This window comes from Sphingobacterium rhinopitheci, from assembly GCF_022627575.1.
In the GTDB taxonomy this organism is placed as follows: domain Bacteria; phylum Bacteroidota; class Bacteroidia; order Sphingobacteriales; family Sphingobacteriaceae; genus Sphingobacterium; species Sphingobacterium rhinopitheci.
Genome location: NZ_JADEYQ010000003.1, coordinates 1 through 26,048, shown reverse-complemented (window position 1 = coordinate 26,048; position 26,048 = coordinate 1). Strand labels below are relative to the sequence as shown.

General features: G+C 35.8%; 20 protein-coding genes. 17 read left to right on the top strand and 3 right to left on the bottom strand.

Annotated elements, in window-relative coordinates; translation table 11 throughout:
* Nucleotides 1–12 precede the first annotated feature (12 nt).
* Nucleotides 13–4,512, bottom strand: a complete 4,500-nt coding sequence (gene gltB / locus IP023_RS04945) for a glutamate synthase large subunit (RefSeq protein ID WP_241789154.1) — start codon at nucleotides 4,510–4,512, stop codon at nucleotides 13–15.
* Nucleotides 4,513–4,731: 219 nt separating this feature from the next.
* Here gltB and IP023_RS04940 point away from each other — a divergent pair, with 219 nt between their 5' ends.
* The gene (locus tag IP023_RS04940) at nucleotides 4,732–5,829 is read left to right on the top strand and encodes a mandelate racemase/muconate lactonizing enzyme family protein (protein ID WP_241789153.1); all 1,098 of its coding nucleotides are present in this window, start codon (nucleotides 4,732–4,734) and stop codon (nucleotides 5,827–5,829) included.
* 50 nt (nucleotides 5,830–5,879) lie between these two features.
* Nucleotides 5,880–6,890 carry a LacI family DNA-binding transcriptional regulator gene (locus IP023_RS04935; RefSeq protein ID WP_241789152.1) on the top strand — a complete coding sequence of 337 codons (1,011 nt, stop codon included), beginning with the start codon at nucleotides 5,880–5,882 and terminating at the stop codon, nucleotides 6,888–6,890.
* Here the strand turns inward: IP023_RS04935 and IP023_RS04930 are convergent.
* Entirely contained in the window at nucleotides 6,861–8,189 is a 1,329-nt protein-coding gene (locus tag IP023_RS04930; protein WP_241789151.1) for an MFS transporter, read from the bottom strand. The genes IP023_RS04935 and IP023_RS04930 overlap by 30 nt on opposite strands.
* Nucleotides 8,190–8,471: 282 nt before the next feature.
* Here IP023_RS04930 and IP023_RS04925 point away from each other — a divergent pair, with 282 nt between their 5' ends.
* The 8 genes from IP023_RS04925 to IP023_RS04890 all read left to right on the top strand — a co-directional run bounded on the left by IP023_RS04925 (nucleotide 8,472) and on the right by IP023_RS04890 (nucleotide 18,177).
* Entirely contained in the window at nucleotides 8,472–11,417 is a 2,946-nt protein-coding gene (locus tag IP023_RS04925) for a SusC/RagA family TonB-linked outer membrane protein (protein WP_241789150.1), read from the top strand.
* 18 nt (nucleotides 11,418–11,435) lie between these two features.
* Nucleotides 11,436–12,989, top strand: a complete 1,554-nt coding sequence (locus IP023_RS04920; RefSeq protein ID WP_241789149.1) for a RagB/SusD family nutrient uptake outer membrane protein — start codon at nucleotides 11,436–11,438, stop codon at nucleotides 12,987–12,989.
* A gap of 11 nt (nucleotides 12,990–13,000) precedes the next feature.
* Nucleotides 13,001–13,963 (top strand): SusF/SusE family outer membrane protein, encoded by a 963-nt coding sequence (locus IP023_RS04915; RefSeq protein ID WP_241789148.1) that lies wholly within the window; start codon nucleotides 13,001–13,003, stop codon nucleotides 13,961–13,963.
* A 492-nt stretch (nucleotides 13,964–14,455) separates the two neighbouring features.
* The gene (locus tag IP023_RS04910; RefSeq protein WP_241789147.1) at nucleotides 14,456–15,436 is read left to right on the top strand and encodes a deoxyhypusine synthase family protein; all 981 of its coding nucleotides are present in this window, start codon (nucleotides 14,456–14,458) and stop codon (nucleotides 15,434–15,436) included.
* A 72-nt stretch (nucleotides 15,437–15,508) separates the two neighbouring features.
* Nucleotides 15,509–16,042 carry a hypothetical protein gene (locus tag IP023_RS04905; RefSeq protein ID WP_241789146.1) on the top strand — a complete coding sequence of 178 codons (534 nt, stop codon included), beginning with the start codon at nucleotides 15,509–15,511 and terminating at the stop codon, nucleotides 16,040–16,042.
* Nucleotides 16,043–16,211: 169 nt separating this feature from the next.
* Nucleotides 16,212–16,787: an RdgB/HAM1 family non-canonical purine NTP pyrophosphatase gene (rdgB, locus tag IP023_RS04900; protein ID WP_241789145.1), complete on the top strand. Its 576-nt coding sequence runs from the start codon at nucleotides 16,212–16,214 to the stop codon at nucleotides 16,785–16,787.
* 76 nt (nucleotides 16,788–16,863) lie between these two features.
* Complete coding sequence (locus IP023_RS04895) at nucleotides 16,864–17,307, top strand: hypothetical protein (RefSeq protein WP_241789144.1); 444 nt, start codon at nucleotides 16,864–16,866, stop codon at nucleotides 17,305–17,307.
* A gap of 117 nt (nucleotides 17,308–17,424) precedes the next feature.
* Complete coding sequence (locus tag IP023_RS04890; RefSeq protein ID WP_241789143.1) at nucleotides 17,425–18,177, top strand: tyrosine-protein phosphatase; 753 nt, start codon at nucleotides 17,425–17,427, stop codon at nucleotides 18,175–18,177.
* A 72-nt stretch (nucleotides 18,178–18,249) separates the two neighbouring features.
* On the opposite strand, the gene IP023_RS04885 is transcribed toward IP023_RS04890, so the two are convergent.
* On the bottom strand, nucleotides 18,250–20,436 hold the full coding sequence (locus IP023_RS04885) for an OstA-like protein (RefSeq protein WP_241789142.1): 2,187 nt from the start codon (nucleotides 20,434–20,436) through the stop codon (nucleotides 18,250–18,252).
* 135 nt (nucleotides 20,437–20,571) lie between these two features.
* On the opposite strand from IP023_RS04885, the gene tilS reads away from it, so the two are divergent.
* The 7 genes from tilS (at nucleotide 20,572) to IP023_RS04850 (ending at nucleotide 25,816) form a co-directional block, all read left to right on the top strand.
* Nucleotides 20,572–21,894, top strand: coding sequence for a tRNA lysidine(34) synthetase TilS (tilS, locus tag IP023_RS04880; protein WP_241789141.1), 1,323 nt, complete (start codon nucleotides 20,572–20,574; stop codon nucleotides 21,892–21,894).
* A 9-nt stretch (nucleotides 21,895–21,903) separates the two neighbouring features.
* Entirely contained in the window at nucleotides 21,904–22,383 is a 480-nt protein-coding gene (locus IP023_RS04875) for a hypothetical protein (RefSeq protein ID WP_241789140.1), read from the top strand.
* Nucleotides 22,384–22,467: 84 nt separating this feature from the next.
* A complete protein-coding gene (locus IP023_RS04870; protein ID WP_394801846.1) occupies nucleotides 22,468–22,788 on the top strand; it encodes a DUF4834 family protein in 321 nt (106 codons plus the stop codon).
* Nucleotides 22,789–22,918: 130 nt separating this feature from the next.
* A complete protein-coding gene (recF, locus tag IP023_RS04865; RefSeq protein ID WP_241789138.1) occupies nucleotides 22,919–24,022 on the top strand; it encodes a DNA replication/repair protein RecF in 1,104 nt (367 codons plus the stop codon).
* Nucleotides 24,015–24,329, top strand: coding sequence for a DUF721 domain-containing protein (locus IP023_RS04860; RefSeq protein ID WP_241789137.1), 315 nt, complete (start codon nucleotides 24,015–24,017; stop codon nucleotides 24,327–24,329). The genes recF and IP023_RS04860 overlap by 8 nt, the downstream gene beginning before the upstream one ends.
* Nucleotides 24,330–24,360: 31 nt before the next feature.
* Nucleotides 24,361–25,254, top strand: a complete 894-nt coding sequence (locus tag IP023_RS04855) for an EamA family transporter (RefSeq protein ID WP_241789136.1) — start codon at nucleotides 24,361–24,363, stop codon at nucleotides 25,252–25,254.
* Nucleotides 25,238–25,816: a Crp/Fnr family transcriptional regulator gene (locus IP023_RS04850; protein WP_241789135.1), complete on the top strand. Its 579-nt coding sequence runs from the start codon at nucleotides 25,238–25,240 to the stop codon at nucleotides 25,814–25,816. Before IP023_RS04855 ends, IP023_RS04850 begins: the two co-directional genes overlap by 17 nt.
* Nucleotides 25,817–26,048: the final 232 nt, after the last annotated feature.

The window sequence follows — 26,048 nt, the reverse complement described above, 5'->3', positions numbered from 1 at the left end:
ATTCCTCTTATTTTATGCTACAACCATTTTTTTTCTTAATACATTTTTATACTCCCGCGGGAATACTTTTATAAAGCTACTCTTTTCTGAAGCCCAGTTTTCTAAGATAAATGTAGCTCTTTCGCTTTTTGTCAATAATATATGGCGTTTCAATAATGCTATGATTTCTGTCTCATCTTGCGTTTCCAACGGATCAAGATCTACCATCTCTTGATTGCAGTTAGCTTTGAAATTCTTGTTAATATCATATATCCATGCGATACCACCACTCATACCAGCAGCAAAGTTACGTCCCGTGTCACCTAGTATTAGTGCACGACCACCAGTCATGTATTCACAGCCATGATCACCAATGCCTTCTACTACCGCAGTGGCGCCTGAGTTACGCACAGCAAAACGCTCGCCCGCCATACCATTGATAAACAAATGACCAGATGTAGCGCCGTATAAGGCTACGTTACCAATAATGATATTGTTGTGAGGTGCTAATTCACTCTCTTTAGCTGGATATATTGCTAATTGAGCGCCCGATAAACCTTTACCTACATAATCATTGGCTTCTCCTTGTAATTCGAAGGATATACCTTTAGTATTGAAAGCACCAAATGATTGTCCCGCAGATCCTTCAAATTTGAAGTTTATGGTATTGTCAGGAAGACCTTCAGAACCGTATAATTTGGATATTTCATTGGATAGTAATGTGCCTATAGTACGGTCCGTATTTTTCACTTTGAAAGTTCCAAATACAGGTGTCTTACTTTCTAAAGCTTCTTTTGCTTGTTTCAGTAACCCCCAATCTAAAATCATAGACATGCCATGATCTTGTTCTTCGGTATTATGTAATGATTCACCTACTTGATTGCGTGCTACATGTAGCAATGAAGAGAAGTCGATTTTGTCTGCTTTCCAGTGGTTAATATCTTCGCGTTTTTTCAAGAACTGCGCACGTCCTACCATTTCATTGATCGTGCGGAATCCCAACTCAGCCATTATTTCACGCATCTCTTCTGCTAAGAAGTGGAACAGGTGTACGATATCTTCTGGTTTTCCAGAGAACAATTTACGTAATTCTGGATCTTGTGTAGCTACACCGACAGGGCATGTATTCAAGTGACACTTGCGCATCATGATACATCCACCAGCCACTAATGCTGCGGTAGCAACACCCCATTCTTCAGCGCCCAATAGTGTAGCAATGACTAAGTCACGACCTGTTTTCATTTGGCCGTCAGCTTGTAATACAATGCGACTACGTAATTTATTTAGGACTAATGTTTGGTGTGCTTCAGCCAAACCAAGCTCCCACGGAAGACCTGCGTGTTTGATGGAGCTCATAGGAGATGCTCCTGTACCACCGTCATATCCAGCGATTAAGATTACATCAGCATGTGCTTTAGCCACCCCTGCTGCGATAGTTCCTACACCAGCTTTAGATACTAATTTAACGTTGATACGTGCCTCTCTATTCGCATTTTTCAAATCAAAGATCAATTGTGCTAGATCTTCAATGGAATAGATATCGTGATGTGGAGGAGGAGAAATTAAACCTACGCCAGGTGTCGAATGACGTACTTTAGCGATCCAAGAATCTACTTTATCACCAGGCAATTGTCCACCTTCGCCAGGTTTAGCACCTTGTGCCATTTTAATTTGAATTTCGTCTGCTTGTGTCAAGTAATTGGAAGTAACACCAAAACGTGCTGAAGCGACTTGTTTGATTGCCGAACGCATTGAATCACCATTAGGTAATTTTTCGTAACGCAATTCATCCTCACCACCTTCACCGGTATTTGATTTTCCACCTATACGGTTCATTGCGATAGCTAATGTACTATGCGCTTCATGTGATATCGAACCGAATGACATCGCGCCAGTAGCAAATCGTTTCATAATCTCGCTTGCTGGTTCTACTTCGTCGATAGATATAGCATTTCTATGTTTAGCAAAATCTAATAAACCACGAAGCGTAAACATATGCTCTTTTTGGTTATTGATTAGTGCGGAGTATTTTTTGAAGGAGTTGAAGTCATTATTACGACAGGCTTGTTGTAATAAATGGATCGTTTGTGGGTTCCACAAGTGACCTTCGCCACGACGTTTCCATTGGTAAATACCACCCTCAGGGAGTAGTGTTTTTGTCGTGCGAGCGGAGTTGAAGGAACGAGCATGTTTTGTAAGTGCTTCACGAGCTATATCATCCAATTTTAAACCACCGATTCTAGAAACAGCACCACAGAAATATTTGTCTACTACCGAGATATCGATTCCTAATACTTCAAATATCTGTGCACCATGGTAGGATTGTAATGTTGAGATTCCCATTTTAGAGAAAATCTTTAATAAACCATTACAAATCGCTTTTACATAGTTTTTCTTTAAATCATCCCACGCTAAATCTGTTTCTAATAAACCTTCAGCTTGAAGTGTACGGATACTTGCTAAAGCTAAATACGGATTGATTGCTGTTGCTCCAAAAGCTAATAAGCAAGCAAAATGGTGTACCTCCCAAACATCTCCTGCTTCTACAACTAAACCAACAGCTCCTCTATTTCCAGTTTTTATTAAATGGTGATGTACAGCAGATACCGCCAATATAGAAGGAATTGCAGCATGTTGTGAGTCAATAGCTCTATCTGAAAGTATGATTACCTCAAAACCATCGCGTACAGCATCATCAGCATAGCGACATAAACGTTCAATACCTGCTTCTAAAGAACCTGGCTTACCGTCTGCTCTAAAGTAAGCTTGTAGTGTTTTAGCTTGGAATAGGCCAGTATCAATAGAACGTAATTTTTCTAATTCACTAGACGTAAGAATAGGGTGTTCTAATGTAACACAGTGACAAGATTTTTTGTCTTCCACTAATATATTACCCGAATTACCGATAAACGTTGCTAAACTCATGACCAAGCGTTCACGAATAGGGTCTATAGGTGGATTTGTTACTTGAGCAAAGAATTGCTTGAAATAACTGGATAGGTGTTGCGCTTGATCAGATAATACGGCAAGTGGCACATCCGTTCCCATAGATCCGATAGGTTCGTAACCCGTAAGCGCCATTGGCGTTAAAATCGTTTCTACGTCTTCACGAGAGAAACCAAATGCTTGCTGATATTTGAATACTGACTCTTTAGATAAATACGTAAATGTAACTCTAGGGTCAGCTAATTCTTCTAATTTAATTTTATAGTTGTTGATCCATTCACCATAAGGTTGTTGACGGATCAATTCGCCTTTCACTTCTTCATCGCTACGGATTACGCCTGCTTCCATATCCACAACGAATATTTTACCAGGTTGCTGGCGTCCTTTTTTGATGATAATAGACTCATCGATAGGTAGTGCACCAGCTTCTGAGGCTACGATAACGCGGTCATCAGAAGTGACAGCATAGCGTAAAGGACGTAAGCCATTTCGATCCAAGGTAGCACCTATCATCTTACCATCAGTAAAACAAAGTGCTGCAGGACCATCCCAAGGCTCCATTAATGTAGCGTGGTATTCGTAGAACGCTCTTTTTAGGGGATCCATTTGTGTATTGCCATCCCATGCTTCAGGTACCAACATCAACATTACGTGTGGTAGACTACGCCCAGAGTGTAACAATATTTCCACTACATTGTCTAAACATGCTGAATCCGATTGTCCACGATCTACTACCGGAAGCAATATCTCCATCTCTTCGGCGGTAAAATAAGGTGAAGATAGCGATCTTACTGCTGCATAAAACCAGTTTAAGTTACCCGTTAAAGTATTGATCTCCCCATTGTGCGCAATCAAACGGAATGGTTGTGCTAATGACCATGAAGGAAATGTATTGGTAGAGAAACGAGAGTGTACTAGTCCAAATGCGGATACTACGCGCTCATCTTTCAGGTCTGAATAGTATGTAGCAACTTGATAAGTCGTAAGTTGACCTTTATATATAATAGTTTTGCAAGATAATGAGGCGATGTATAGTGGGAGAGGGTATTCTTGGGTGGATTTTATTTTTTGGATTATAAGTCTTCTGAGTACGTATAATTTCCGTTCAAAATCTTCGGTATTGGTTACCCCTTCAGGTCTAGATACAAAGAATTGGATGATCTCTGGTTCTGCACCTAATGCTGTAGGACCTATTCCTTCTCTATTAACTGGAACAGCACGAAATCCTAAGAAATCCATGCCTCGTTCTTTGATTGCTTCTAGTATAACGGAACGACATAGATCATTCCATGTTTTTTCTTTTGGTAAGAATACCATTCCGACTCCGTAATATCCAGGCTCATTCAGTTGAATACCTAAATTAATACATTCTTCCCACAAAAATTCATGTGGTAATTGAATCATGATACCAGCGCCATCACCACTTTCAGGATCACATCCGCAAGCTCCACGATGTTCCATATTTTCTAGCATGACCAAGGCGTCACGCACCTGATTGTGCGATTTCTTTCCTTTGATATGAGCTACAAAACCAACACCACAAGCGTCGTGTTCAAATTCTGGGTTGTAAAGTCCTTCTTGCTGCATTCTATTATTATGTGTATAAATTGTGTTTACTATATAATTAGAGTTTGCTAATATATAAATTTTTAACGTAAATGTTTGAAATATTTTCAATAAAAATATGATTATATTGATTTATTGCTAATTCAATAAGGGTTTTGAAATCCATATTGTATTTTTTTCGTTCTTTGATTGGTAATTTGGAATTTCATTCGTATTGTTGTGAATCAATAGAAATAAGCTATGGTTATTAAAGAGATTGAAATTTATCGCTTGAGTATTCCGATGGAGCCTTTTGTTATAGCAACAGGTACGATGGATTATGCTCAAAATACTTTTATAAAGATTATTACAGATTCCGCGATAGTGGGTGTCGGTGAATGCTCAGCATTTCCAATGATCGTCGGGGAGACACAAGATACCTGTCTTGCTATCGCACGTGATTTTGCTAAAATATGGAAAGGTAAGAATCCGTTAGCTATAGAGGAACGTTTAGCAGAATTACACCTTTATATTGCAGGTAATGCTACTATAAAGTCTGCTTTTGATATGGCTTTGTATGATATAGCAGCCAAGAATGCTGGTTTGCCACTTTATCAATATTTGAATGGGAAGCCGCGTGAGATTATTACGGATATCACGTTAGGTATTGCTTCACCAGAAGAAATGGCGCAAAAAGCATTAAAACTAAAAGATGGTGGTGCATTTGCGCTGAAAGTAAAACTAGGAAAGCATCCTCAAGATGATATTGCGCGTATCAAAGCTATTCGTCAAGCTGTTGGTTTTGATATTCCTATACGTATTGATGCTAATCAGGGATGGTCTTATGAAGGTGCTATAGAAGCATTGCAAGGCTTAGAACCGTATAAAATACAATTCTGTGAACAACCAATGCGTACTTATAACGACCATTTATTGCCAGCATTGCGTACACAAACAATTGTCCCTATCATGGGGGATGAGTCTGTATATACACATTATGACGCAGAACGCCTTTGTAAAAATGACGCTTGTGACTTTATAAATATAAAATTCTCTAAATCATCGGGTATTAACGAAGCGTTGAAAATTCAAGCTGTAGCAGCAGAGTACGCTGTTCCTTGTATGATAGGAGGAATGCTAGAATCTCGATTAGCTTTAGCCGCAAAAGTTCACTTTGCCTATGCTTCTCCGAATGTTAAATTCTATGACCTCGACACCTGTATGGTAGGTCATCTTGAAGATCCTGTCATTGGAGGCATACAGTACGACGGCTATTCGATCAGCATAAGTAATGATATAGGTATCGGAGCAGATATCAAACAAGAGTTTTTAGATAAATGTGAAAAATGGGTGATTTAAAATCATCCATTTTTTTTCTATATATTTAAGCTATTATACCAATTATAGATATGTCAAAAGTAGATATTATTTCTATAGCTAAAGCTTTAAACTTATCCAAGTCAACTGTCTCTCGTGCTTTTAAAGAGAATAGTGATATTAATCCAAATACTAAGGCTCGTATTTTGACCTTAGCTAAAGAACTCAATTATCGTCCTAATCATTATGCTAGTCAGATGAGAGGACAGAAAAGTAATACTATTGCGGTCGTTGTGCCGGAGATCGCAAATAATTTTTTTACCCAAATTATTCAAGGTGTGGAAACTATAGCCAAAGAAAATGGATATCATGTTTTAATATTTGTGACTGATGATGATTTGGATAAAGAAAGAGAATTTGTAACTAGTATTTCTAATGGTCGAGTGGATGGTGTTTTGATGTCTGTCACCGGTGAAGGAAAAGACCATAGTTATTTGCATAATATAGATTTTAAAAAAATGCCTATTGTTTTTTTTGATCGTGTTTATGACGATGTGCTGCTCCCACGTATCATTACGGATGACTATCAAAGTAGCTTTGATGCTACCGCGCATTTGATTAATGAAGGGTGCCAAAGGATCGCTTATTTGGTGGTAAATAAAGAAGAATCTATAGGTAAGAATAGGTATCTCGGTTATAAAGACGCATTGGCAAAATATGGTATTGCCTACAGGGATGAGTTAGTGGTTAATTGTAATAATTCCTATGACGATAATGAAGTTACTATTTCTAACTTGATAGCACATATTCATGTAGATGGTATATTTGCATCGGTAGAAAGATTAGCATTTTCTACATATTATGTATGTCAACGATTGGGGGTTGTTATTCCTGATGATCTCAAGATTATAGCTTTCTCTAGTTTACAAATTGCTCCTCTTTTGTCTCCAGGATTATCCACAGTTACCCAACCGGCTGAAGAGATGGGACGCGAAGGGGCTAAAATGCTGTTGCAATTTCTGGAGAATGAAAGTGTATTTATTGCACCAAAAGAAGTGGTGCTCCATTCGGAATTAGTTATCAGGAAGTCTTCTCTGTGTTAATGATTTTTTGAATACAATACTTATTATTGCAGCTATGAATAAGGATATCGAGGCTAATACAATAGCATAAATAGCGCTACTGTCAAATATTTTATCTATAATATAACCACTAAACAGGCCATTCAATATTTGTGGCAATGTGATGAATAAATTGAATAACCCTAAATAAAGACCTATTTTTTCTTTCGCAATATAATTGCTCAATAGTATAAATGGTGTGGCTAGAATACTTGCCCATGCTATACCTATCAATGCCATTGCTATTAGTAGATAGCTAGTGTCATTGCTAAGATAAATCAATAATAACCCTATTCCTCCACAGCATAATGCTATACTGTGACTTGATATCAAGCTTAGCCTTCTGAATACGAATGGTAGTAATAAAGAACATATACTAGCAGATATATGATAGATAGCAAATAGAATACCTGTATAATCTGCCGCTTTTGCATAGTTGGAAGAAGTCGGTAAGTGATTGTATTCATCGTAAAAATGTTGCGCAATGGCTGGTGTCATATATACCCATATTAAAAAAAATGCTGACCAACTAAAAAATTGTATAATGCCTATTTTCCACATTACATGCGGGATCATACTGAAGGATAATCTTGTTTCGGAAGCGATAGGACTATTTTCAGCGGTATGTAAACTAATGGGTTTGACACGGATGATGCTTATAGACGTGATAATAATACATAGCAATAGCGTCAAGCCGCCAATATAAAATGACCATTTGACATTGCTTGCAATTTGATGTGTTGCAGCAGTGCTTTCAGTATCAAATAGTACATGTAGGCAATAGGGAAGCCCTGAACCTATGATAGCACCTATACTGATTAGAAATGTTTGTGTTGTAAATCCTTGGCTTTGTTGGTGCTGCGGTAAGTAATCTGCAATTGCAGCGCGCAAGGGATGAATACTAATATTAAATGCTGTATCTGTCAATAAAAAAAATATTCCGCCAAATAATAAGGGGGGAATAAAGGAAATAAACAGGTCTGCATTTGGTATTGCAAAAAGGGCTATAGTACTGACTATGCCTCCGGCTAATAAAAAGGGTACTCGCGTTCCTCCATGTTTTATCCATCTATCACTGATGTGTCCAATGATAGGTTGGACGATCATACCTGTTAATGGGGCAATCAGCCAAAATAAAGATATCTGATTTAAATCTGCCCCGTAGTTTTGGAAGATTCTAGTTGCATTTCCAGCTTGCAAAGCAAAACCAATCTGAATTCCTAAAAAGCCTATACATAGTGAAATGACTTGTAGATTGGTTTTCCTGTTTATCTCTTTCATAGGTAGATTAATTCTGTATAAGATAAAGAGTAATATGGAATATTTCACATTTTTTTTATGCAGATATTATTTGGAGGATTTATTTTTTATTTATAATTTGCCACTACTATTGGGAACGTTCCCAATAACATCACCAAATTATAAACAGAAATCAACGTAGAGAGTTATCAAAATTTTCTTGTTGAAATCAATAAACTAATTTTAAACTAATCCATTCAAACAATGCGAAAATTTACTTATTGTAAAGGTTGGTGTCTGTGGCTATACTTTATGATTCTATTGATGAGTCTAACAAGTGTAACCTATGCAAACCTGCAAGTCAATCTTTTGACCGGAAAAATAGTTGATGCTAATGGTCAACCTGTACCAGGGGCAACAGTTAAAGTATTAAATCTTCCCAAAGCTACTTCCTCCGATGCAAATGGTATTTTCCGACTTAATGATGTTTCGGTCGGGAAGCATACTGTTGTCGTTAATGCTATAGGCTATCAAGAGGCTCGCCAAAGTATACAGATAAATTCCAAAGAAACTATTGTAGACTTTACTTTAGTCAGTACTTCGGAAGATCTTGATGAAGTCGTAGTGATTGGGTATGGTGTAGCTAAGAAAAAACAAATCTCAGGTTCTATTTCTAGTGTAGGTGCAGAGGAATTTAACAAAGGTGTAGTAAGTTCTCCCGATCAGTTATTAGCAGGTAAAGTTGCTGGATTGACCGTTAATAGATCCGGTGGTGACCCTACTTCTTCGGCGACAATTCAACTTAGAGGACCTTCTTCTTTGACAGCAAGCTCTTCGCCACTTTATGTCATTGATGGTATAGTAGGTGCTAATATTGAATTGGTGTCGCCTGACGATATCGTTTCTATGGATGTGATGAAAGATGCTTCATCTACTGCTATTTATGGATCTAGGGCTGCTAATGGAGTTATTTTTGTGACCACAAAAAGGGGTAAAGCTGGTGCACCTGTATTGTCTTACAGTGGTTATGCTGCTACAGAATCTGTGTCTAGTCGTGTCAATGTGTTGAGTGCAGCGGAACATACGGCATTTGTAAATAAATATAACTTAGTTGTAGATCCTAGCGAAACGGGATCTGATACTGATTGGCAAGATGAAATCACTAGAAATGGTTTTTCACATAATCATAATTTATCGCTTACGGGAGGCTCTGAAGGAACACGCTACAATGCTTCTGTCAATTATTTTAACAACCAAGGGATTGTTAAACGCAATAATTTGGAGCGTGTTATAGCACGTTTTGGTGTAGACCAAAAAGCTTTTGATAATCGCCTAAATTTAGCATTGAACATAGCTAATAGTATGAACAATTCGGATCATGTAGATTATGGGATTTTTAATGGTGCTGCACGTTATCTTCCTACATCACCGATTATGTCCGATGCTCCAACATATGAGCGATATGGTGGCTATTTTCAAGTACCAGGACGTACCAATTATTTCAACCCTGTAGCAATTTTGAATCAACGCGATGAATCTCGAAGTAACAATACTTTATTAGGTAGCTTGAAAGCAGATTTGACAATTGTGGATGGTTTGATTTGGTCTAATATATTCTCATACCAACGTAATCATTATGAAAAGAAATACTATATGCATCGCACTGATTTCGATTCTAAAGCATTAGGACGTGGATATGGTGACCGTACAAATCTCAAAAATATTGACCAAATATTAGAATCTTACCTTAATTATTCCTTCCATATCAATGAGCATAATTTTGATGCTATGGCTGGTTATTCTTACCAGAAAACAAAAAATAATGATGGTATGTGGGCTTCTTCGGTAGGTTTTAGTTCGGATGATTTAGGTTCTAATAACCTTAATCTAGGAACACTGCCTGAGGGATATAACCCATTTACTGATTATCCTAGAATTTTGGAGTCTATATTGGTGTCCTTTTATGGAAGGGTAGGCTACAATTATAATGACAAATATCTATTGAGCGCTACATTGCGTAAAGATGGTTCTTCCAAATTTGGAATCAATAATCGCTGGGCGACTTTCCCATCTGTATCTGGAGCATGGCGTATCGCTAAAGAATCGTTTATGCAAGAGCAGCAGATATTCTCTGAATTGAAATTGCGTGCTGGATATGGGGTGTCCGGAAATCAAAATATTGACCCGTATCGTCAGATATTACTCTTTGGTCCTCGTGATGGACAGTTTTATTACAATGGACAATGGGTCAATGCCTATGGCGTGAGTCAAAATGATAATCCTGATTTAAAATGGGAAACTACTTCTATGTTTAACATAGGTTTAGATTTTGAAATCCTCAAAGGACGTATTGGTGGATCTGTAGAATACTATGATAAGAATACCAAAGATTTGTTATATGAATATGACGTACCTTCTCCTCCATATCAATTTAATCGTTTGTTAGCAAACGGTGCTAGTATGAGTAACAAAGGGATAGAAATTGTGTTAAATGCTCGTGTATATTCAAATGATAATTTTGCTTATAATACAACAGTAAATTTTGCCAAAAACGTTAATAAAGTAGGGTCTTTAGCTTCTAATATTGCCAATATAGGAGTAGCCCAACGTTATGAAGGTGGTATTGGACTGGATGGATGGACGGGGCAGACGGCAGCTATTGTATTACCAGGTCAGCCATTAGGCACTTTCTATGTTGCCAAATATATAGGTTATGATGATGTTGCTGAAAAGACGATCTATGAAAAGCCTTCAGGTGAATTAGTTACACAAGATCAAATATCTGCTCCTGATGATTATCAGATCATGGGTCACGCTTTGCCAAAATTTACCTATGCTTGGAACAATAATTTGAGGTATAAAAAATGGGATTTGAATATCTTCTTTAGAGGAATGTATGGTAATCAGATTTTTAATGCTACACGCGCTGATTTATCTCGTTTGAGACAAGCTAATGTTACTAATATATCTAAAGATGCTGTAGAAGAAGGAATTTTTGAAACCCCACTTATAGCTTCTAGTCGCTTCATTGAGGATGGATCTTTCTTTAGACTGGACAATGCTACTTTAGGATATAGGTTTAATGTTAGTAATTCAAAATATTTTAAACAAGCTCGTATATATATGACAGGGCAAAATTTGTTTACTATAACGAATTATACGGGTGTTGATCCGGAGGTTAGCTTGAGTGGATTAGCTCCAGGTATTGATAATAGAAATTATTATCCAAAGACAAGATCATTTATCCTAGGTGTTAACTTGAGTTTTTAAGCTTTTAATCTTATGACAATGAAATTTAATAAACTATATACATTGCTTTTTGTCGCATTAGTGTCGGCAGGGACATCATGTACAAAATTGGATACTGATGTATATTCAGCATACAGTGAACAGACATTTCCAAAAACACCAGAGCAGTTTGTTGCGGTCACAGGACCTGTATATACTTCAGCAAGGGGCTATTTTGGGGATTATTTTGACCTACAAACGGCCGGTTCTGATGAGGTAATTATTCCGACAAGAGGTGGCGATTGGTTTGACGGTGGTAAATGGAGAGATATGCATTTCCACACTTGGTCGCCAAATCATGAAGTCGTACGTAATGCTTGGGATTGGGGATTTAATGCAATAGGTACTTGTAATAGAGTTCTTTCTGTATTAGAAAAGTCTGAGGAATCTGATCAAAAGACACAAACATTAGCCGAAATTAAGGCCATGCGCGCTTGGTATTATTTTTTGATGATGGATACATTTGGAAATATCCCGTTAGTGACGGTTTTTGGTGCTGATACTAGCTTGCCAAGTACAGCTCCTCGTGCCGAGGTGTTTAATTTTATTGTGTCCGAGTTGGAAGAAAATTTAGATAAATTGAGCGAAGATAAATCTCAAGCAACTTATGGACGACCTACCAAATGGTTTGCGCACGCTTTATTAGCAAAAGTGTATTTGAATGCTCAAGTATATACAGGTACACCCAATTGGAATAAGGTCGTAGAGAATACTAATGCTGTTATTAATTCTGGTAAGTATTCCTTAGAAAATGATTTCTTAGCACAGTTTAAACCTGATAATGGTGCTTCAAATCCAGAGCCTATTTTCTCTATTCCTTTTGATCCTTCTCGTGCAACAGGCAATTCATTGTTTATGAAAGTATTGCATTATGCCAGTAGAGAGACCTTTGAGTTAACGGTAAATCCATGGAATGGATGGTCTGCTCAACCGGCTTATTTTGATCTCTTTGATGATAACGATAATCGTAAACAGCAATGGCTATATGGGCAACAATATAATTCTACAGGACAACCATTGGTTTATAATGGAATAAACATTGTTTTTAATCCTAATGGTTATAATTTATTACCTGGATCTGAGTTTGATATTGGTGGAGCAGATGATGGCGGACGTTTGGCAGGAGCACGCTGCGTTAAATATTATCCAGACAAAAATCAAGTGAGTAATAATGCGGGCAATGATGTTATCGTATTTAGGTTAGCAGATGTGTTATTAATGAAAGCAGAAGCAATTTTGCAAGGCGCTACAAATGGGACTGCTGTTGAAGCACTAGCAGCCGCTAATGAAGTACGAAAAAGAGCATTCCCCGTTAACCCAGAGAAATATTTTACATTGGGTACCTTGACATTAGATGCTATTTATAAAGAAAGGGGATTAGAATTTACATTTGAGGTGACGCGTCGTACGGATATGATTCGTTTTGGAAAGTGGGAAGAAGCAATGTTATTTAAACCTGCTAATCCAAGCGAAACCTACAAAAGATTGTTCCCTATTCCGGCAAGAGCAAGGACCAATAATCCAAGCTTAAGTCAAAATGATGGTTATAATTAATTCATAGAGAAATGAGAAATTTAAATAGAATTTTAAGTGTCGTATTTATAGCTACTGTTTTCTTACTTTTTTCGGCCTGTAAAAAGGTCTCTCATGAAATTAGTGATGAGATAGTATCTATCAATGAATCTACTGTAGCTAGCATTCAAGTAGGTAAAAAATTGAACGTGGGATTTATTACTAACAATGTAAGTACCTTCGAGTTTAGTATTGTTAAAGACGGTACCGTGTTACTGCAAGAAAATGTTACTTTGACAGATGGTAAAAAAATAACTACGCAACAATTTGATATTCCATTGGACCAAACTTGGGTAGGTCCTGCTCTGTTAATGGTCAAATATGGAGCTAATATACAAAAATCGAAACCTATTATTTTTGAAGAAAGTAATCCCGAGATGTATATCGTTGGTGGTTCGGTTGGCGCTGGATGGGAGCCTACTTTAGCAACACCCTTAGCGCTTTATGATGAAGATAGTAAAGCTAAGTTCGAGACTTTTGAATATATAACTGTAGCGGGCGATGGCTTCAAATTTTTGCCTACAAATATCGATTGGACCAATGCATACGGTAAAGGTGCTGCAGTGGGGACACTTGAACAAGATGAAGATGCAGGTAATATTACGGTAACTCAGGATGGTTTCTATAGAGTACGTATGGATGCCGAGGGATTGACCTACGAATTGTTACCGTTGACTATGGGTGTGATAGGTGACGCTACTCCTGGAGAATGGGATAATGATACCGATATGACTTTCATTGGTGGCAAAGGTTCGTATACATGGCAAGTAACCCTTAATCTTGTACCGGGTAAAATTAAATTTAGAGCCAATGACGATTGGGCGATCAATTTTGGAGGTACTGCAGATGATATTACTCCAGGTGGGGCGGATATCGTAATTACAACTGCGGGAACTTATAATTTAGAGCTCGATTTGACACCGGGTGCATACAAAGCTGTAATTCAAAAACAATAAAATGGTAAATGTTAAAAATGGGTGATTTATAATCATCCATTTTTTTTGTAATTTAGTGTTATGAATACAATGTCATGGGGTATCGGTATAGAAGAAATTAGTGTACTAATAGTAATAGTCGTTTTTCTAGTTTTTTTTTATTTCTTCTTCTCAAAATTATTAAAGAGAAAGTAAGTTAGTTTTATACATTTTTTTTAATTGTTTCATTCTTTGTATAAGTGTTAGGAATAGAGTTTGTTATAGATTTATCTACGTAAAATAAAAATATAACTATTATTAATAGGATAATAAGTTTTACGAGTTCTTTCATTGTTTAGGTTTCAAACAAAACGTTTTTACTCTTAAATTCGCTACAGTATTCAATGTGTTAATTTTAGTTACTTTTTTAACATTTGTTAAAAAAGCATTGCTTATTCCTCTTTCAAACCCTTAAACATATTAAAATAAATTTTATTCAGTACCTTTGTGATACTTATTAAAAAGCATATAAAGATGAGTACTACAAAAGGTCCAATTTCTCAATTTATTGAGCACAACTACCGTCACTTTAACGCTGCAGCATTAGTAGATGCAGCTAAAGGATATGAGCAACACTTACTAGAAGGGGGTAAAATGTTGATTTCATTAGGCGGAGCAATGTCTACAGCTGAATTAGGTGTTTCCTTGGCAGAAATGATTCGCCAAGATAAAGTACATATTATCTCTTGTACAGGTGCAAACTTAGAAGAGGATGTGATGAATTTAGTAGCACATTCTCACTATAAACGTATTCCTAATTGGAGAGATTTAACGCCAGAGCAAGAGCGCGAACTATTAGATACGCACTTCAACCGTGTTACAGATACATGTATCCCTGAAGAAGAAGCTTTCCGTCGTTTGCAAGAGCACTTAGAAGATGTATGGCATGCTGCTGAAGCTAAAGGTGAGCGTTATTTACCACATGAGTTCTTGTACCAAGTTGTAAATTCTGGTGTATTAGAGCAATATTACGAAATCGATCCTAAGGATTCTTGGATTGTTGCGGCGGCAGAGAAAAACTTGCCTATCGTATGTCCAGGATGGGAAGATTCTACGACAGGTAATATCTTCGCTTCAAATGTCATTAAAGGTAAATTGAAAGCTTCTACTGTAAAATCAGGTATCGAATACATGATCTACTTGACAGAATGGTACCGTGCTAATTCTGCTGGTAAAGGTGTAGGTTTCTTCCAAATTGCAGGTGGTATTTCTGGTGATTTCCCTATCTGTGTAGTGCCTATGATGTACCAAGATCTTGAGTGGACTGATGTTCCTTTCTGGTCTTACTTCTGTCAGATTTCTGATTCTACCACTTCATATGGTTCTTACTCTGGTGCGGTACCGAATGAGAAAATTACATGGGGTAAATTAGATATTGATACGCCTAAATTTATGATCGAATCGGATGCTACAATTGTTGCTCCATTAGTATTCGCTTGGGTTTTAGGTCAATAATATAGAATTATAGCTAGTAGATGTGAGTGAATAGATTTGTTCTTTTACTCACATCTATTTTTTAATACCATTATGAGCAATCTTATTACAGATAATCCTATCGCTTTACAAGCTTTGATGTCGGACACGATTTTCACGGCAGGATTTGAGGTACCTGAAATGCTCCATACTGCAGAATCTAATAGTTCTGTTGTTTCCTTTGATACCTCAGATGAAGAGTTTGTATATCAAGGGGATAAGTCAACGGGTATTTTATTCATCCTTAGATATCCCGATTATCCTTATTTCTCCCCGCAGGCAGCGGAGGCTTTTGCAAAAACAATTGCTGCACTAGGCCTTACTCCAGAGACTGTTGCGGTCGTTAATCTTGCGAATCCTCAAAATCCAAATGAGTTCAAAAGGATAATGCAGTTCTTTACGCCAAGCAAAATTACCTTATTAGGGGTAGAACCCAAATCTCTTGTCCTTCCAGAAATTGCACATAACTCGTATATGAAAGGGCGTGTCGCCACAGTTTTCAATACATTCTCTTTTGAAGAGATGTTTGCTGATGTCAACAAAAAGAAACTTTTCTGGGGAGAATTTAAAACCTTTATAGGTTCTTAAATTTTAATATTTTCGCTTTGTATTTTTTGGGTAGTTAGTTTTCTTTGACCACATCTTGTTTGCGGTATTATTCCCTACTTTTCAAAATAAGAAGTTTTACAATCTTTGTTTAAGTTCCTTTTTACAAACTTATTTTTTACTTTTCATTTTTTACTTTTTACTTTACACTATGATAGAATTGGTATTTGCGACAAATAATGCACATAAGCTTGAAGAAGTACAAGCTATGGTAGGCGATAAATTTTGCCTTAAATCGTTACACGATATTGATTGCCAGGATGATATTCCCGAAACGGGGATTACTTTCCAAGAAAATGCACAACAAAAGACTGATTACTTAGTTAATAAATATGGATTGTATTGTTTTGGCGATGATTCAGGCTTAGAGATTGACGCCTTGAATGGGGAGCCTGGTGTTTACTCTGCTCGTTATTCGGGTACTCGTGATATGGAGCAAAATATTGATCTAGTATTGGAAAAATTGGGAGATACAGCGAATAGAACGGCACGTTTCAAGACTGTTATTTCCTTGTATCTTAATGAAAAACAATTGTTTTTTGAAGGTGCTATAGAAGGTACTATTATAAAAGAAAGAAAAGGTGTGAAAGGCTTTGGTTATGATCCTATTTTTATTCCTAATGGCTATGATATAACTTTTGCAGAAATGTCCCCGGAGGAAAAAAATGCGATTAGTCACAGGTCAATAGCTGTTTCTAAAATGGCTGAATATTTAAAGAATTTATAATTGATATTTTTTATTGTTTTACGTTAGTTAACACAGCACTTTTGTACCTTTGGCACAATTTAAAAAATATCAAATCATGAAAAAAGTGTTCTTAGCATCTGCGATGTTAGTTTTCTTAGGTAGCTGTTCATCATCATCAAATTTGCTTTCCTCTACAGCCTCTACTACTACAGCAATTACGAATATATCTAATGTTGCTAATACGGTAAATGAGATTGTTTCTTTGGCGAATTCTTTGGGCTTGACAAATACGCAGAAAAGTACTTTGACAAGTTCGTTAACAAATTATATCACTAAATATCAACAATTGAGTAAAGTGACAAATGCGGCCTCTCAATTAGCGAATTTAAAGACTTCTACATTATCAAATATCTCTTCTTCTTTGGGCGAGTCAAAATATACATCATTCGTAGATAATCTTAAACAAGTAGCTACTACTACTGCTACAACAACTGCAGCTACTGCTGTATCAAATAAATTGTCTTCTGAAGCGGTATCTGTATTGACTTCTTTACTATAAGTGATAAGATTTATATAGAAATAGTTGTCGCCCTCAAGAGTTCACTCTTTTGAGGGCGATTTCTTTGTAAACAATTTAAATCTACTATTGTTACTCTATTACATATAATATACAATAATGACATTAATTATGGACGATTTGAATGCGAGTAGAATACTAAAGGTACAGGGTGGTTATAATTTTAGGGATTTAGGTGGTTTGAATACTCTGGATGGAACAACAGTCAAAAAAGGATTGCTCTTCAGAACGGATGAATTGAACAATTTGAAACCTGATGATTTGGAATTATTAGCACAGCTGAATGTACAAACGGTAGTAGATTTTAGAACGGATCAAGAGCGTGCTCAATCTGTTGATTTGGTACCTACAACCTGCAAGCATGAGATTCATTTAAATATATTGTCTGCTAATATGGATGCCTTTGTTGCAGAAATACAAAAAGGAACGTCCGATCTCAAGAAGCTAATGCTAGAATTCTATAAAGATTTAGTGTTAGGAGCAAATGCCATTGAAGAGTTTATTAAGTTTTTTCAGATTATTCAGCAACCCACCAATACTGCTATTATTTACCATTGTACAGCAGGTAAAGATAGAACAGGGATAGCCACCTTTTTGATTTTAGAAGCTTTGAATGTGAGTAATGAAGCTATTGAATCTGATTATTTATTGTCTAATGAATTTTTGAAAGATAAATACGCTGTTTATATCAACCAAAACCCTAAATATGCTGACTTATTTATGGTCCAATCGGCCTATTTGAATGCGGCTAAGGATGCTATTGTGGAGAAATATGATACCGTTCAAAATTATTTAACTTCCGTATTAAATGTGGATATAGCCCTTATGAAAAAGATTTATACTGAAGGGTAGTATAGCCCTTGGTCAGCTTAAACATAAAAGCTTCCTCTTCTTAAAGAGGAAGCTTTTATGTTTTATAAGTCTTTAGATGGTATTCTCGTCTATTAACTCTTCGTTCGGTTGTTTGTTTTTTTCGTTCTTTTTTTGATTTAAATCCTCGTCTTTGGGAAGTTCTCTTTTACGATTTAGTAAGTCTTCTTTAGAAGTAGGTCGATCCTGAGGACGCCAAATAAAGCCTGGAAGAATTTCATTTTCCGCTGTAACTAATCCTAATGGATAGATCTTTTGATCAACTTTTTTAATGCTTAAATAATCGATAATTTCATTGTTGTCCATTTTTATTTTGATTCGTCCACCACGATCATGAAACATCTCTGTAATGATTTTTGTCTTTTCGTTCGTTACGAAGATTAGATTTTCTGCGTTACCATCTACATAAAGTCTATCAATACTGTTATTCGCAAAGAAAGCGGTAATCTTACGACCTTTCATTTGGTTGAACTTAACAGTATCTAAGACTACATTTACCATAAAAGCATTGTCTTTCAATAAAGCATTATCCATCTTCTGATTTACGATCTGCATAAATATGGTGTCTGCCGATATTTGTGAGCCCTGTGCCCATATCATTGGCCTTCCCATAAATCTAAACATAGAGTCCTGCATTCCATAGTATACCGAATCGGCAACTGCTTGTAGGTCAGATTTAAATAAGCGTACATTGTAGAAGGCCTTTACGATACGTGTTTTTGCAGTATCTATGCCAGCGGTAGTCAATGTATCTTTAGTAGTTTTTATGCTGTCCGGTGTTTGTGCCGTTTTTATAGCTTTGTTTATAATGCTATCGCGCTGATTGGCAATCGGGATTACAGCATTTTTACGTAAGATTGAATCTGCTTGAAGGGTTTTATCTATTGATAATGGCTCCTTCTGCTTATCTTTATTCGTGTTTTTCTTGACTGTAGCTTTGCCAGCTGACTTAATATTATCTTTCGCTTCTATGACCGATTTTTGGCTGTTTGCCACAAAATTATCCCTATCTACATCGTTGTTTATGGATATGGAGTCCGTAATGATATCATCGTCATCACCATAGTCTACATCTATGACCTCATCTATAGGGCCACCATCTCTATTAAGATTTAAGTTTAGCGGGTGATAATCTTTAACAAGAATCATCCTCGAGAATAAGGTGTCCGCTGTCATATAGATAGAATCTACGGAAGCCTGCTCTTTTGGCAATTTGTTATTCGCGGTCACTAAAGTATCGGTAATGACTATTTCTTCAATAACGTCTTTATCTTTTATATCATCAGATGATTTGAGCTCTTGGTTATTCTCTTTGCTCGTTGTTTTATTCCCTTTTAAGTCCGTTTGTCGGATTGCTTTAGGCTCACTTGTCGTGCTATCTTTTGCGGTGGAAGTGCTATCATTTTTCACGAGGGTAATGATATATGGTTTCTCTGTCATTAAGATAGATTCATCTGCTTGGGTATATACACCTTTATTGCCATAGGCATAAAATTTGTCTACAGTATCTACGAATACAACATTTTTATAGGCTTCGCCGATTCCCTTATCTCTGCTGTAGTATAAAGAATCCCCTGACAAGAATTTACTTCCCTCATTGTATAAGTTATTTTTACTAAATTTTGCAATACCTGTTTCTGTGTTATAAACACCTTTTTCTGTATAAAGATTTTCTTTATTATTCCCTTTTATTTCGGTAGGACCAAAGAAGTATGTGTTTTTATTGATCTGATTATAATTCATTGAATCAGTATAAACTTTCACATTAGGTGTACGCACGATTACTTTGCCGCGAAAGAAAGCATCACCTACAGTTTCAAAATAATACGCTCGCTGTGATGTAATTGTATCTGCTTGAGATTCTATCCTTCCTCCGTTGATATAGGTTCCTGTTTTAGAACGTAGATTGTAGGTAAGGTGGTTTGTAGTCAATACAGAATTGCTGCTCACGAGACGTACATTGCCTGTTAATACCGCGATTTGTGCTAGGGCATCATAATGAAGTTTGTTGGCATATATTACTGTACCTGATGGTTGTGTAATAACCACATTATTAAAAGCATCAAAAAATTGACGTTTGATATTATCTTCAAACATAATCGAGCTATCCGAAGACAGGGTATTACCATTTTGTTCATAAACACCATTGATCGCGACCCATTTATTCTGGTCCTTGATCCATGTGTATTTGGACGAAACTTGATTAAGTCTTCCTTGTTGCGCTTGGACAACAAGCGACAAAGAATTTAGTACGATAAATAAAAAAAAATAGATATACTTCACATCAACAAAAATATATATTTTAATAGCAAAAAAATGTTAATTGTAGTTTTTTAGGGGTAAATAAATACGATTAATAATAGCTATTTTTGAATAATGGATATTTTGGAACAATTTAATCGTTATCTTTTTGATAATAAGCTTGTCAATCAGTGTGATAAGGTATTGTGCGCTGTAAGTGGGGGCAAAGATTCGATGTTGATGTTGTCGTTATTTATTCAAGCTGGTTTTTCTGTTGAAATAGCGCATTGTAATTTTAATCTGCGTGGGGAAGAGTCGGATGGCGATGAAGATTTAGTACGCAAATACGCCGCTACTCATAATATCCCTCTTCATATAAAGCATTTTGATACCAAACAGTATGCACAGCAGCATAAAGTCTCTATCCAAGTGGCTGCACGTGAGTTACGATATGCTTGGTTTGAAGAGTTGAGATTACTCCACAAGTGTGTTGTTATAGCAATAGCACAACACAAAAATGATCATGTGGAAACTGTTTTACTTAATTTGACGCGTGGAACAGGCATTCGTGGTTTAGGAGGAATCCAGAAAATAAGAGATTATATAATTCGTCCTTTGTTATTTTTAGAAGCTAGAGATATTAGTCAGTTGGTAAGCAAGCTAAGTATCCCTTTTCGCGACGATTCTTCCAATTTCTGTAATAAATATGCACGTAATAAAATACGATTAGATATCATTCCGGAGTTTGAAAAACTGAACCCCGAGTTTATTGCTGTGATGGATGAAAACATATCTCGATTTCAGGAGTCCATTACTGTATTAGATGATTTTGTTTGTGAATTGCGTAACGATATTTTTATTCCCACCAAGGAGGATACTTGGGAAATTGATAAATCGTTTATCGCAAATAAGAAGATAGCTCTTCTTTATTTACTTTTTGAGCCTTTTCATTTTACTAAGCCTGTTTTAGAAGATATGTATGCCTCATTGAATGGAGAATCTGGTCGTATTTTTGAATCTGATGAGTTTATACTGTTATCAGATAGGAGCACATTAGTATTAAAGAGGAAATTAACAGCTAATGCTTCTGTTGTTATTGATGATATTAGCACTAATAAATACCATTGGGGGAGCCACCAGCTAGAGATCTCTTCCTCTGAAGACTGTAGTATAGAAGCATTAGCTAATGTAGCTCAGTTAGATATGGAAAAAATTATATTTCCCATAATGATTCGTAGCTGGCAAGAAGGTGATTTTTTTCAACCCTTGGGTATGAATGGCAGAAAGAAATTGAGTGATTTTTTTATTCAACGTAAAGTCAATGTATTAGCAAAGGCTCAAACACCGATTTTGGTAAATGGCAATGGTGATATTATGTGGATAGTAGGATTTCAGCTAGATGATCGATATAAGATTACTCAAATGACGAAAAAAGTCCTTAAATTAGTATTTCATTAAATAATTATTATGGATCAGGATACGCTTTTTGTGGAGCGACAATATTTAGGTAGAGATAAAACATGGATCAGTGTAAGGTTGATTTTGGCATTATTCTGTTTTATCGTTTATTATTTGAATATGGATCATTTAGCTTCTAGGCAATTATTTTTTATTGTAGGAAGCTGTATTATCTTTGTTTCTATTATAATGATGTATTTAGTACATTATAAGACCGTTGTGTCTCCTAATAGTGTCAAGATGAGTGGTCTATGGACGACGAGTTTAGTTAAAATTGACCTTTCATCAATTACTAAAGTAGAGAAGAGAGATTATAGTAAATACATTTTTAACAACCCGGTATATAATCTACATAAGAATGGAAAGATACGTTTTTATGCTGGTGGCAAAGATGCTGTATGGTTGACAGATCGAGATGGATTAATATATATTATTGGTACGTACAAACAAGAGGAATTATATAATGCTATTTTAAAAGCAAAGTCTTAATAAATGTTAAGCTTTCGAGTCTGACATTAGTTTGACGATATCATTTTATATCTTTATTATATTTGAATAAACAGAGTTTAGAAGATGACAGCTATTTATTTTATATTATCACTTGTTTTATTTTATTACGTTTTTAAATTTTCAATGCGTTTACTATTACCGTATGCCTTGAAAAAATTTACAGAACGTATGATGAAAAAAGCACAACAAGGTCAAGGAGGATTTACATATACGTATGGCACTGGAGCACCATTTGGCCATCAAAATACTAATGCCCAGCAAGAGCAACGTAATACCAATAAGTCCGATGGGCAATTGAAAGTAGAATATGTCCCTCAAGTCGAAGAAAGAGGTAAAGGTGCTCAGACGGCAGGTGAATTTATTGACTTCGAAGAAGTAAAATAATCATATAATAGAACGAAAAGTCCAAGCAAGAATACGGTTATCTAACCATTTTCTTGCTTTTTTTTGTGAAATACCATTATTTGTGCTGTTTTAATTTTACCTTTTGATATTTTAATTTTTACTTTGTAGCATGTGGCTAAAGCAACTTTCCGTCTTAAATTTTAAGAACTATACAGAATCTACTTTGACTTTCTTGCCCCATGTAAACGCGTTTACGGGGGAGAATGGTGCAGGGAAGACAAATTTGCTGGATGCTATTCACTATCTGTCTCTTTGTAAATCATATTTTAATCCTATTGATTCGCAACATATCAAAAAAGGTGAAGAATGGTTTATGGTTCAAGGTGATTTTGAACGCAATGAACGTTTAGATTCTATTTCTTGTAGCCTAAAGCGTAATCAAAAAAAACAATTTAAACGTAATAAAAAAGATTATCCACGCTTGGCAGATCATATTGGCCAATTTCCATTGGTTATGATATCACCTAATGATAGTGAAATTATAACAGAAGGGTCCGAAGAGCGACGTAAATTCATTGATAATGTTATCTCCCAGACGGATAACCGCTATTTAGATAAACTCATTGCGTATAATAAAATTCTATTACAACGTAATACTTTATTAAAGAATATCAAGGAAAAGGGTGTTTTTGATATTGGACTTTTGGAAGTTTTGAACATGCAGCTTGTGGAGGTAGGAGAGATTATTTATTTACGGCGCAAGCAGTTTATGGAAGAATTTAATCCCGCTTTTCAACGTCACTATACCTATCTCACTGGTGAAGCTGAAGTCGTAAATCTTACCTATGACTCCCAATTGCATAATGATGATTTTATGCGTCTTTTAGAAGGTTCTGTAGACCGCGATAGACATCTCGAGCGTACTACCCAAGGTATTCACAAAGATGATTTGGTCTTTACGATTCATGGCGAAATGCCTTTAAAGAAATTCGGCTCCCAAGGACAACAGAAATCTTTTCTTATTGCATTGAAATTAGCGCAGTATAAATTCTTGCAAGAGCAAAATAAATTCAAACCTTTACTATTATTGGATGATATATTCGACAAGTTGGATGATCGACGTACCAAAAAATTAATGCAAATGGTTTCTGACGAAGAGTTTGGACAGATTTTTATAACCGATACTGACCCGATAAGAATTCGTAAAATATTCGACGAAATAGCCCAGCCAATACGTATCTTTGATATAACTGGAGGGCAGGTATATGTATAAGAGGAAATTTGATGAAATTCCAACTAGAGATGATATTAGTATGAAACAAGCCGTAGAAAAATGGCTCGAGGTATATCGTCTTCGTCGAAAGTTTGACGAGTCTTCTATCGTAGCAGTATGGAATGATTTGATAGGTTCTTCTATCGCCAATCGTACACAAAATATATATATTAGAGACAAAAAACTCTATGTAAAAGTAGAATCTGCTGTTATCAAACACGAGTTGACATTAATGCGCAAGCAAATTATTGGCCGTGTTAATGAACATGTCGGGCATGTCATTGTAGAGGAATTTATTATTCTCTAAGAACATTTAATCCAACTTTAATCTAATTTTTATGCAGCTTAAGTATTATGCTGCAGCCTTGTTTTCTTTTGTTGTCTGGGGCTGCTTTAGTTTGGTCTTGAAACCATTAAGCGATTATGAGGCGATGGATATATTAGTTTATCGTGTTGGATTTGCAGCAATTATAATTGTTTCGGGAAGTTTGCTGTTTCGCTGGAAAATTACCAAGCAAAGTATAAATCAATTTAACTCTTTAAGTCCTTCCTTTAAACAAAAAGCCATCCTTCATGCAATTGTTAGTGCTGTTGCACTAGCTTTTAATTGGTACTTATACATCTATGTGATGAATGATGTCAGTGTTAAGGCTACATCCTTAGCTTACCTCATCTGCCCAATTTTGACAACAGTATTGGCCGCTTTATTTCTCAAAGAGAAGCTTCATAAATGGCAGTGGTTTGCTGTTATTCTGAGTGTTATCAGTTGCCTGATTCTAAGCTTAGGATATTTTATAGATATGTTCTATAGTATTATCATTGCACTGAGCTATGCTGTATATATAATCTTGCAAAAAGTAAATATCTATTTCGATAGGTTCTTTACGCTTACTATTCATATTGTTATTAGTGCTTTAATCTTGGTTCCTTATGGTTATTCAGGCTCGGTAAATGTTGTACATTCAAATTTGTTTTATGAATTAGTGCTTTTGATAGCAGTTTTATTTACGATTGTTCCTTTATTTCTAAATATGTATGCCCTCAAAGGACTTAGTTCGTCTATAGTAGGTGTTTTATTATATATAAATCCTATAATTGCTTTTTTATTAGCGATATTTTATTTCAAGGAAACAATTAATTTAAATCAAGTGTTAGCATATACTTTGATTTTTATTGCTGTTATTATATTTAATATAACTTACTTACGCCTGAAAAATGAACAATCAAAATAATTTTAAAGAAGTACTAAGAAATACATTTGATGTAGATGCTGACGAAGTCGATTTTATAGCAAATTATTTTGTCGAAGAAAAATTGAATAAAGGAGAATTGTTTTTGAGTATGGGGCAACGCTGTACAAGACTTAGCTTTATTCAGTCTGGTATTGTTCGTGTTTATGCTTTTAGGGAGGGAAAGGAAGTAACGCAATGGATTGGGGATGCGGGATACTTTATGACTGATCTGGCCTCTTTTGTATTGGACGTACCTGCACGTTGGCAAATACAAGCACTGACTGATGTCAAGATGTTCACTTTAAAGAAGTCTGATTATCTAACCTTCGAAAAGAATATTCCACAGTGGAATATCTTAGAAAAAAGATTTATTAGTAAATGTTTCATTATGCTTGAAAATCGGGTTCTCGATTTTATCTCTTCAACAGCAGAACAGCGATATAACAATTATTTTGAAGCTAATAAACACCTTTTCAATCAAGTTCCTTTACAATATATAGCTTCTATGCTGGGAATGACTGCCGAAACACTCAGCCGTATACGTGCAAAGGTGAATTCTTAAGGCATATCTAATAGATACCAATATCTATTTAGAATTGTTATTATCAATATTGTATATTGAGTATTTGTATCGAGTTTATAGGGGAAGATATTTTCATTTCTTTACTTCATTTTACCTATTCATACCCACTTTAACTTTTCTCTGAAAAGTTATTTTATGTATAGCCTTCCTTGATTATTAATATGCTATTAGCATTTGTTAATGCTATTCACAATATTTTTTTAGTTTTCCA

Excerpts from the sequence above, each read along its gene's own strand:
- gltB (WP_241789154.1), bottom strand. The coding sequence starts at position 4,512 with ATGCAGCAAGAAGGACTTTACAACCCAGAATTTGAACACGACGCTTGT.
- IP023_RS04940 (WP_241789153.1), top strand. The coding sequence starts at position 4,732 with ATGGTTATTAAAGAGATTGAAATTTATCGCTTGAGTATTCCGATGGAG.
- IP023_RS04935 (WP_241789152.1), top strand. The coding sequence starts at position 5,880 with ATGTCAAAAGTAGATATTATTTCTATAGCTAAAGCTTTAAACTTATCC.
- IP023_RS04930 (WP_241789151.1), bottom strand. The coding sequence starts at position 8,189 with ATGAAAGAGATAAACAGGAAAACCAATCTACAAGTCATTTCACTATGT.
- IP023_RS04925 (WP_241789150.1), top strand. The coding sequence starts at position 8,472 with ATGAGTCTAACAAGTGTAACCTATGCAAACCTGCAAGTCAATCTTTTG.
- IP023_RS04920 (WP_241789149.1), top strand. The coding sequence starts at position 11,436 with ATGAAATTTAATAAACTATATACATTGCTTTTTGTCGCATTAGTGTCG.
- IP023_RS04915 (WP_241789148.1), top strand. The coding sequence starts at position 13,001 with ATGAGAAATTTAAATAGAATTTTAAGTGTCGTATTTATAGCTACTGTT.
- IP023_RS04910 (WP_241789147.1), top strand. The coding sequence starts at position 14,456 with ATGAGTACTACAAAAGGTCCAATTTCTCAATTTATTGAGCACAACTAC.
- IP023_RS04905 (WP_241789146.1), top strand. The coding sequence starts at position 15,509 with ATGAGCAATCTTATTACAGATAATCCTATCGCTTTACAAGCTTTGATG.
- rdgB (WP_241789145.1), top strand. The coding sequence starts at position 16,212 with ATGATAGAATTGGTATTTGCGACAAATAATGCACATAAGCTTGAAGAA.
- IP023_RS04895 (WP_241789144.1), top strand. The coding sequence starts at position 16,864 with ATGAAAAAAGTGTTCTTAGCATCTGCGATGTTAGTTTTCTTAGGTAGC.
- IP023_RS04890 (WP_241789143.1), top strand. The coding sequence starts at position 17,425 with ATGACATTAATTATGGACGATTTGAATGCGAGTAGAATACTAAAGGTA.
- tilS (WP_241789141.1), top strand. The coding sequence starts at position 20,572 with ATGGATATTTTGGAACAATTTAATCGTTATCTTTTTGATAATAAGCTT.
- IP023_RS04875 (WP_241789140.1), top strand. The coding sequence starts at position 21,904 with ATGGATCAGGATACGCTTTTTGTGGAGCGACAATATTTAGGTAGAGAT.
- IP023_RS04870 (WP_394801846.1), top strand. The coding sequence starts at position 22,468 with ATGACAGCTATTTATTTTATATTATCACTTGTTTTATTTTATTACGTT.
- recF (WP_241789138.1), top strand. The coding sequence starts at position 22,919 with ATGTGGCTAAAGCAACTTTCCGTCTTAAATTTTAAGAACTATACAGAA.
- IP023_RS04860 (WP_241789137.1), top strand. The coding sequence starts at position 24,015 with ATGTATAAGAGGAAATTTGATGAAATTCCAACTAGAGATGATATTAGT.
- IP023_RS04855 (WP_241789136.1), top strand. The coding sequence starts at position 24,361 with ATGCAGCTTAAGTATTATGCTGCAGCCTTGTTTTCTTTTGTTGTCTGG.
- IP023_RS04850 (WP_241789135.1), top strand. The coding sequence starts at position 25,238 with ATGAACAATCAAAATAATTTTAAAGAAGTACTAAGAAATACATTTGAT.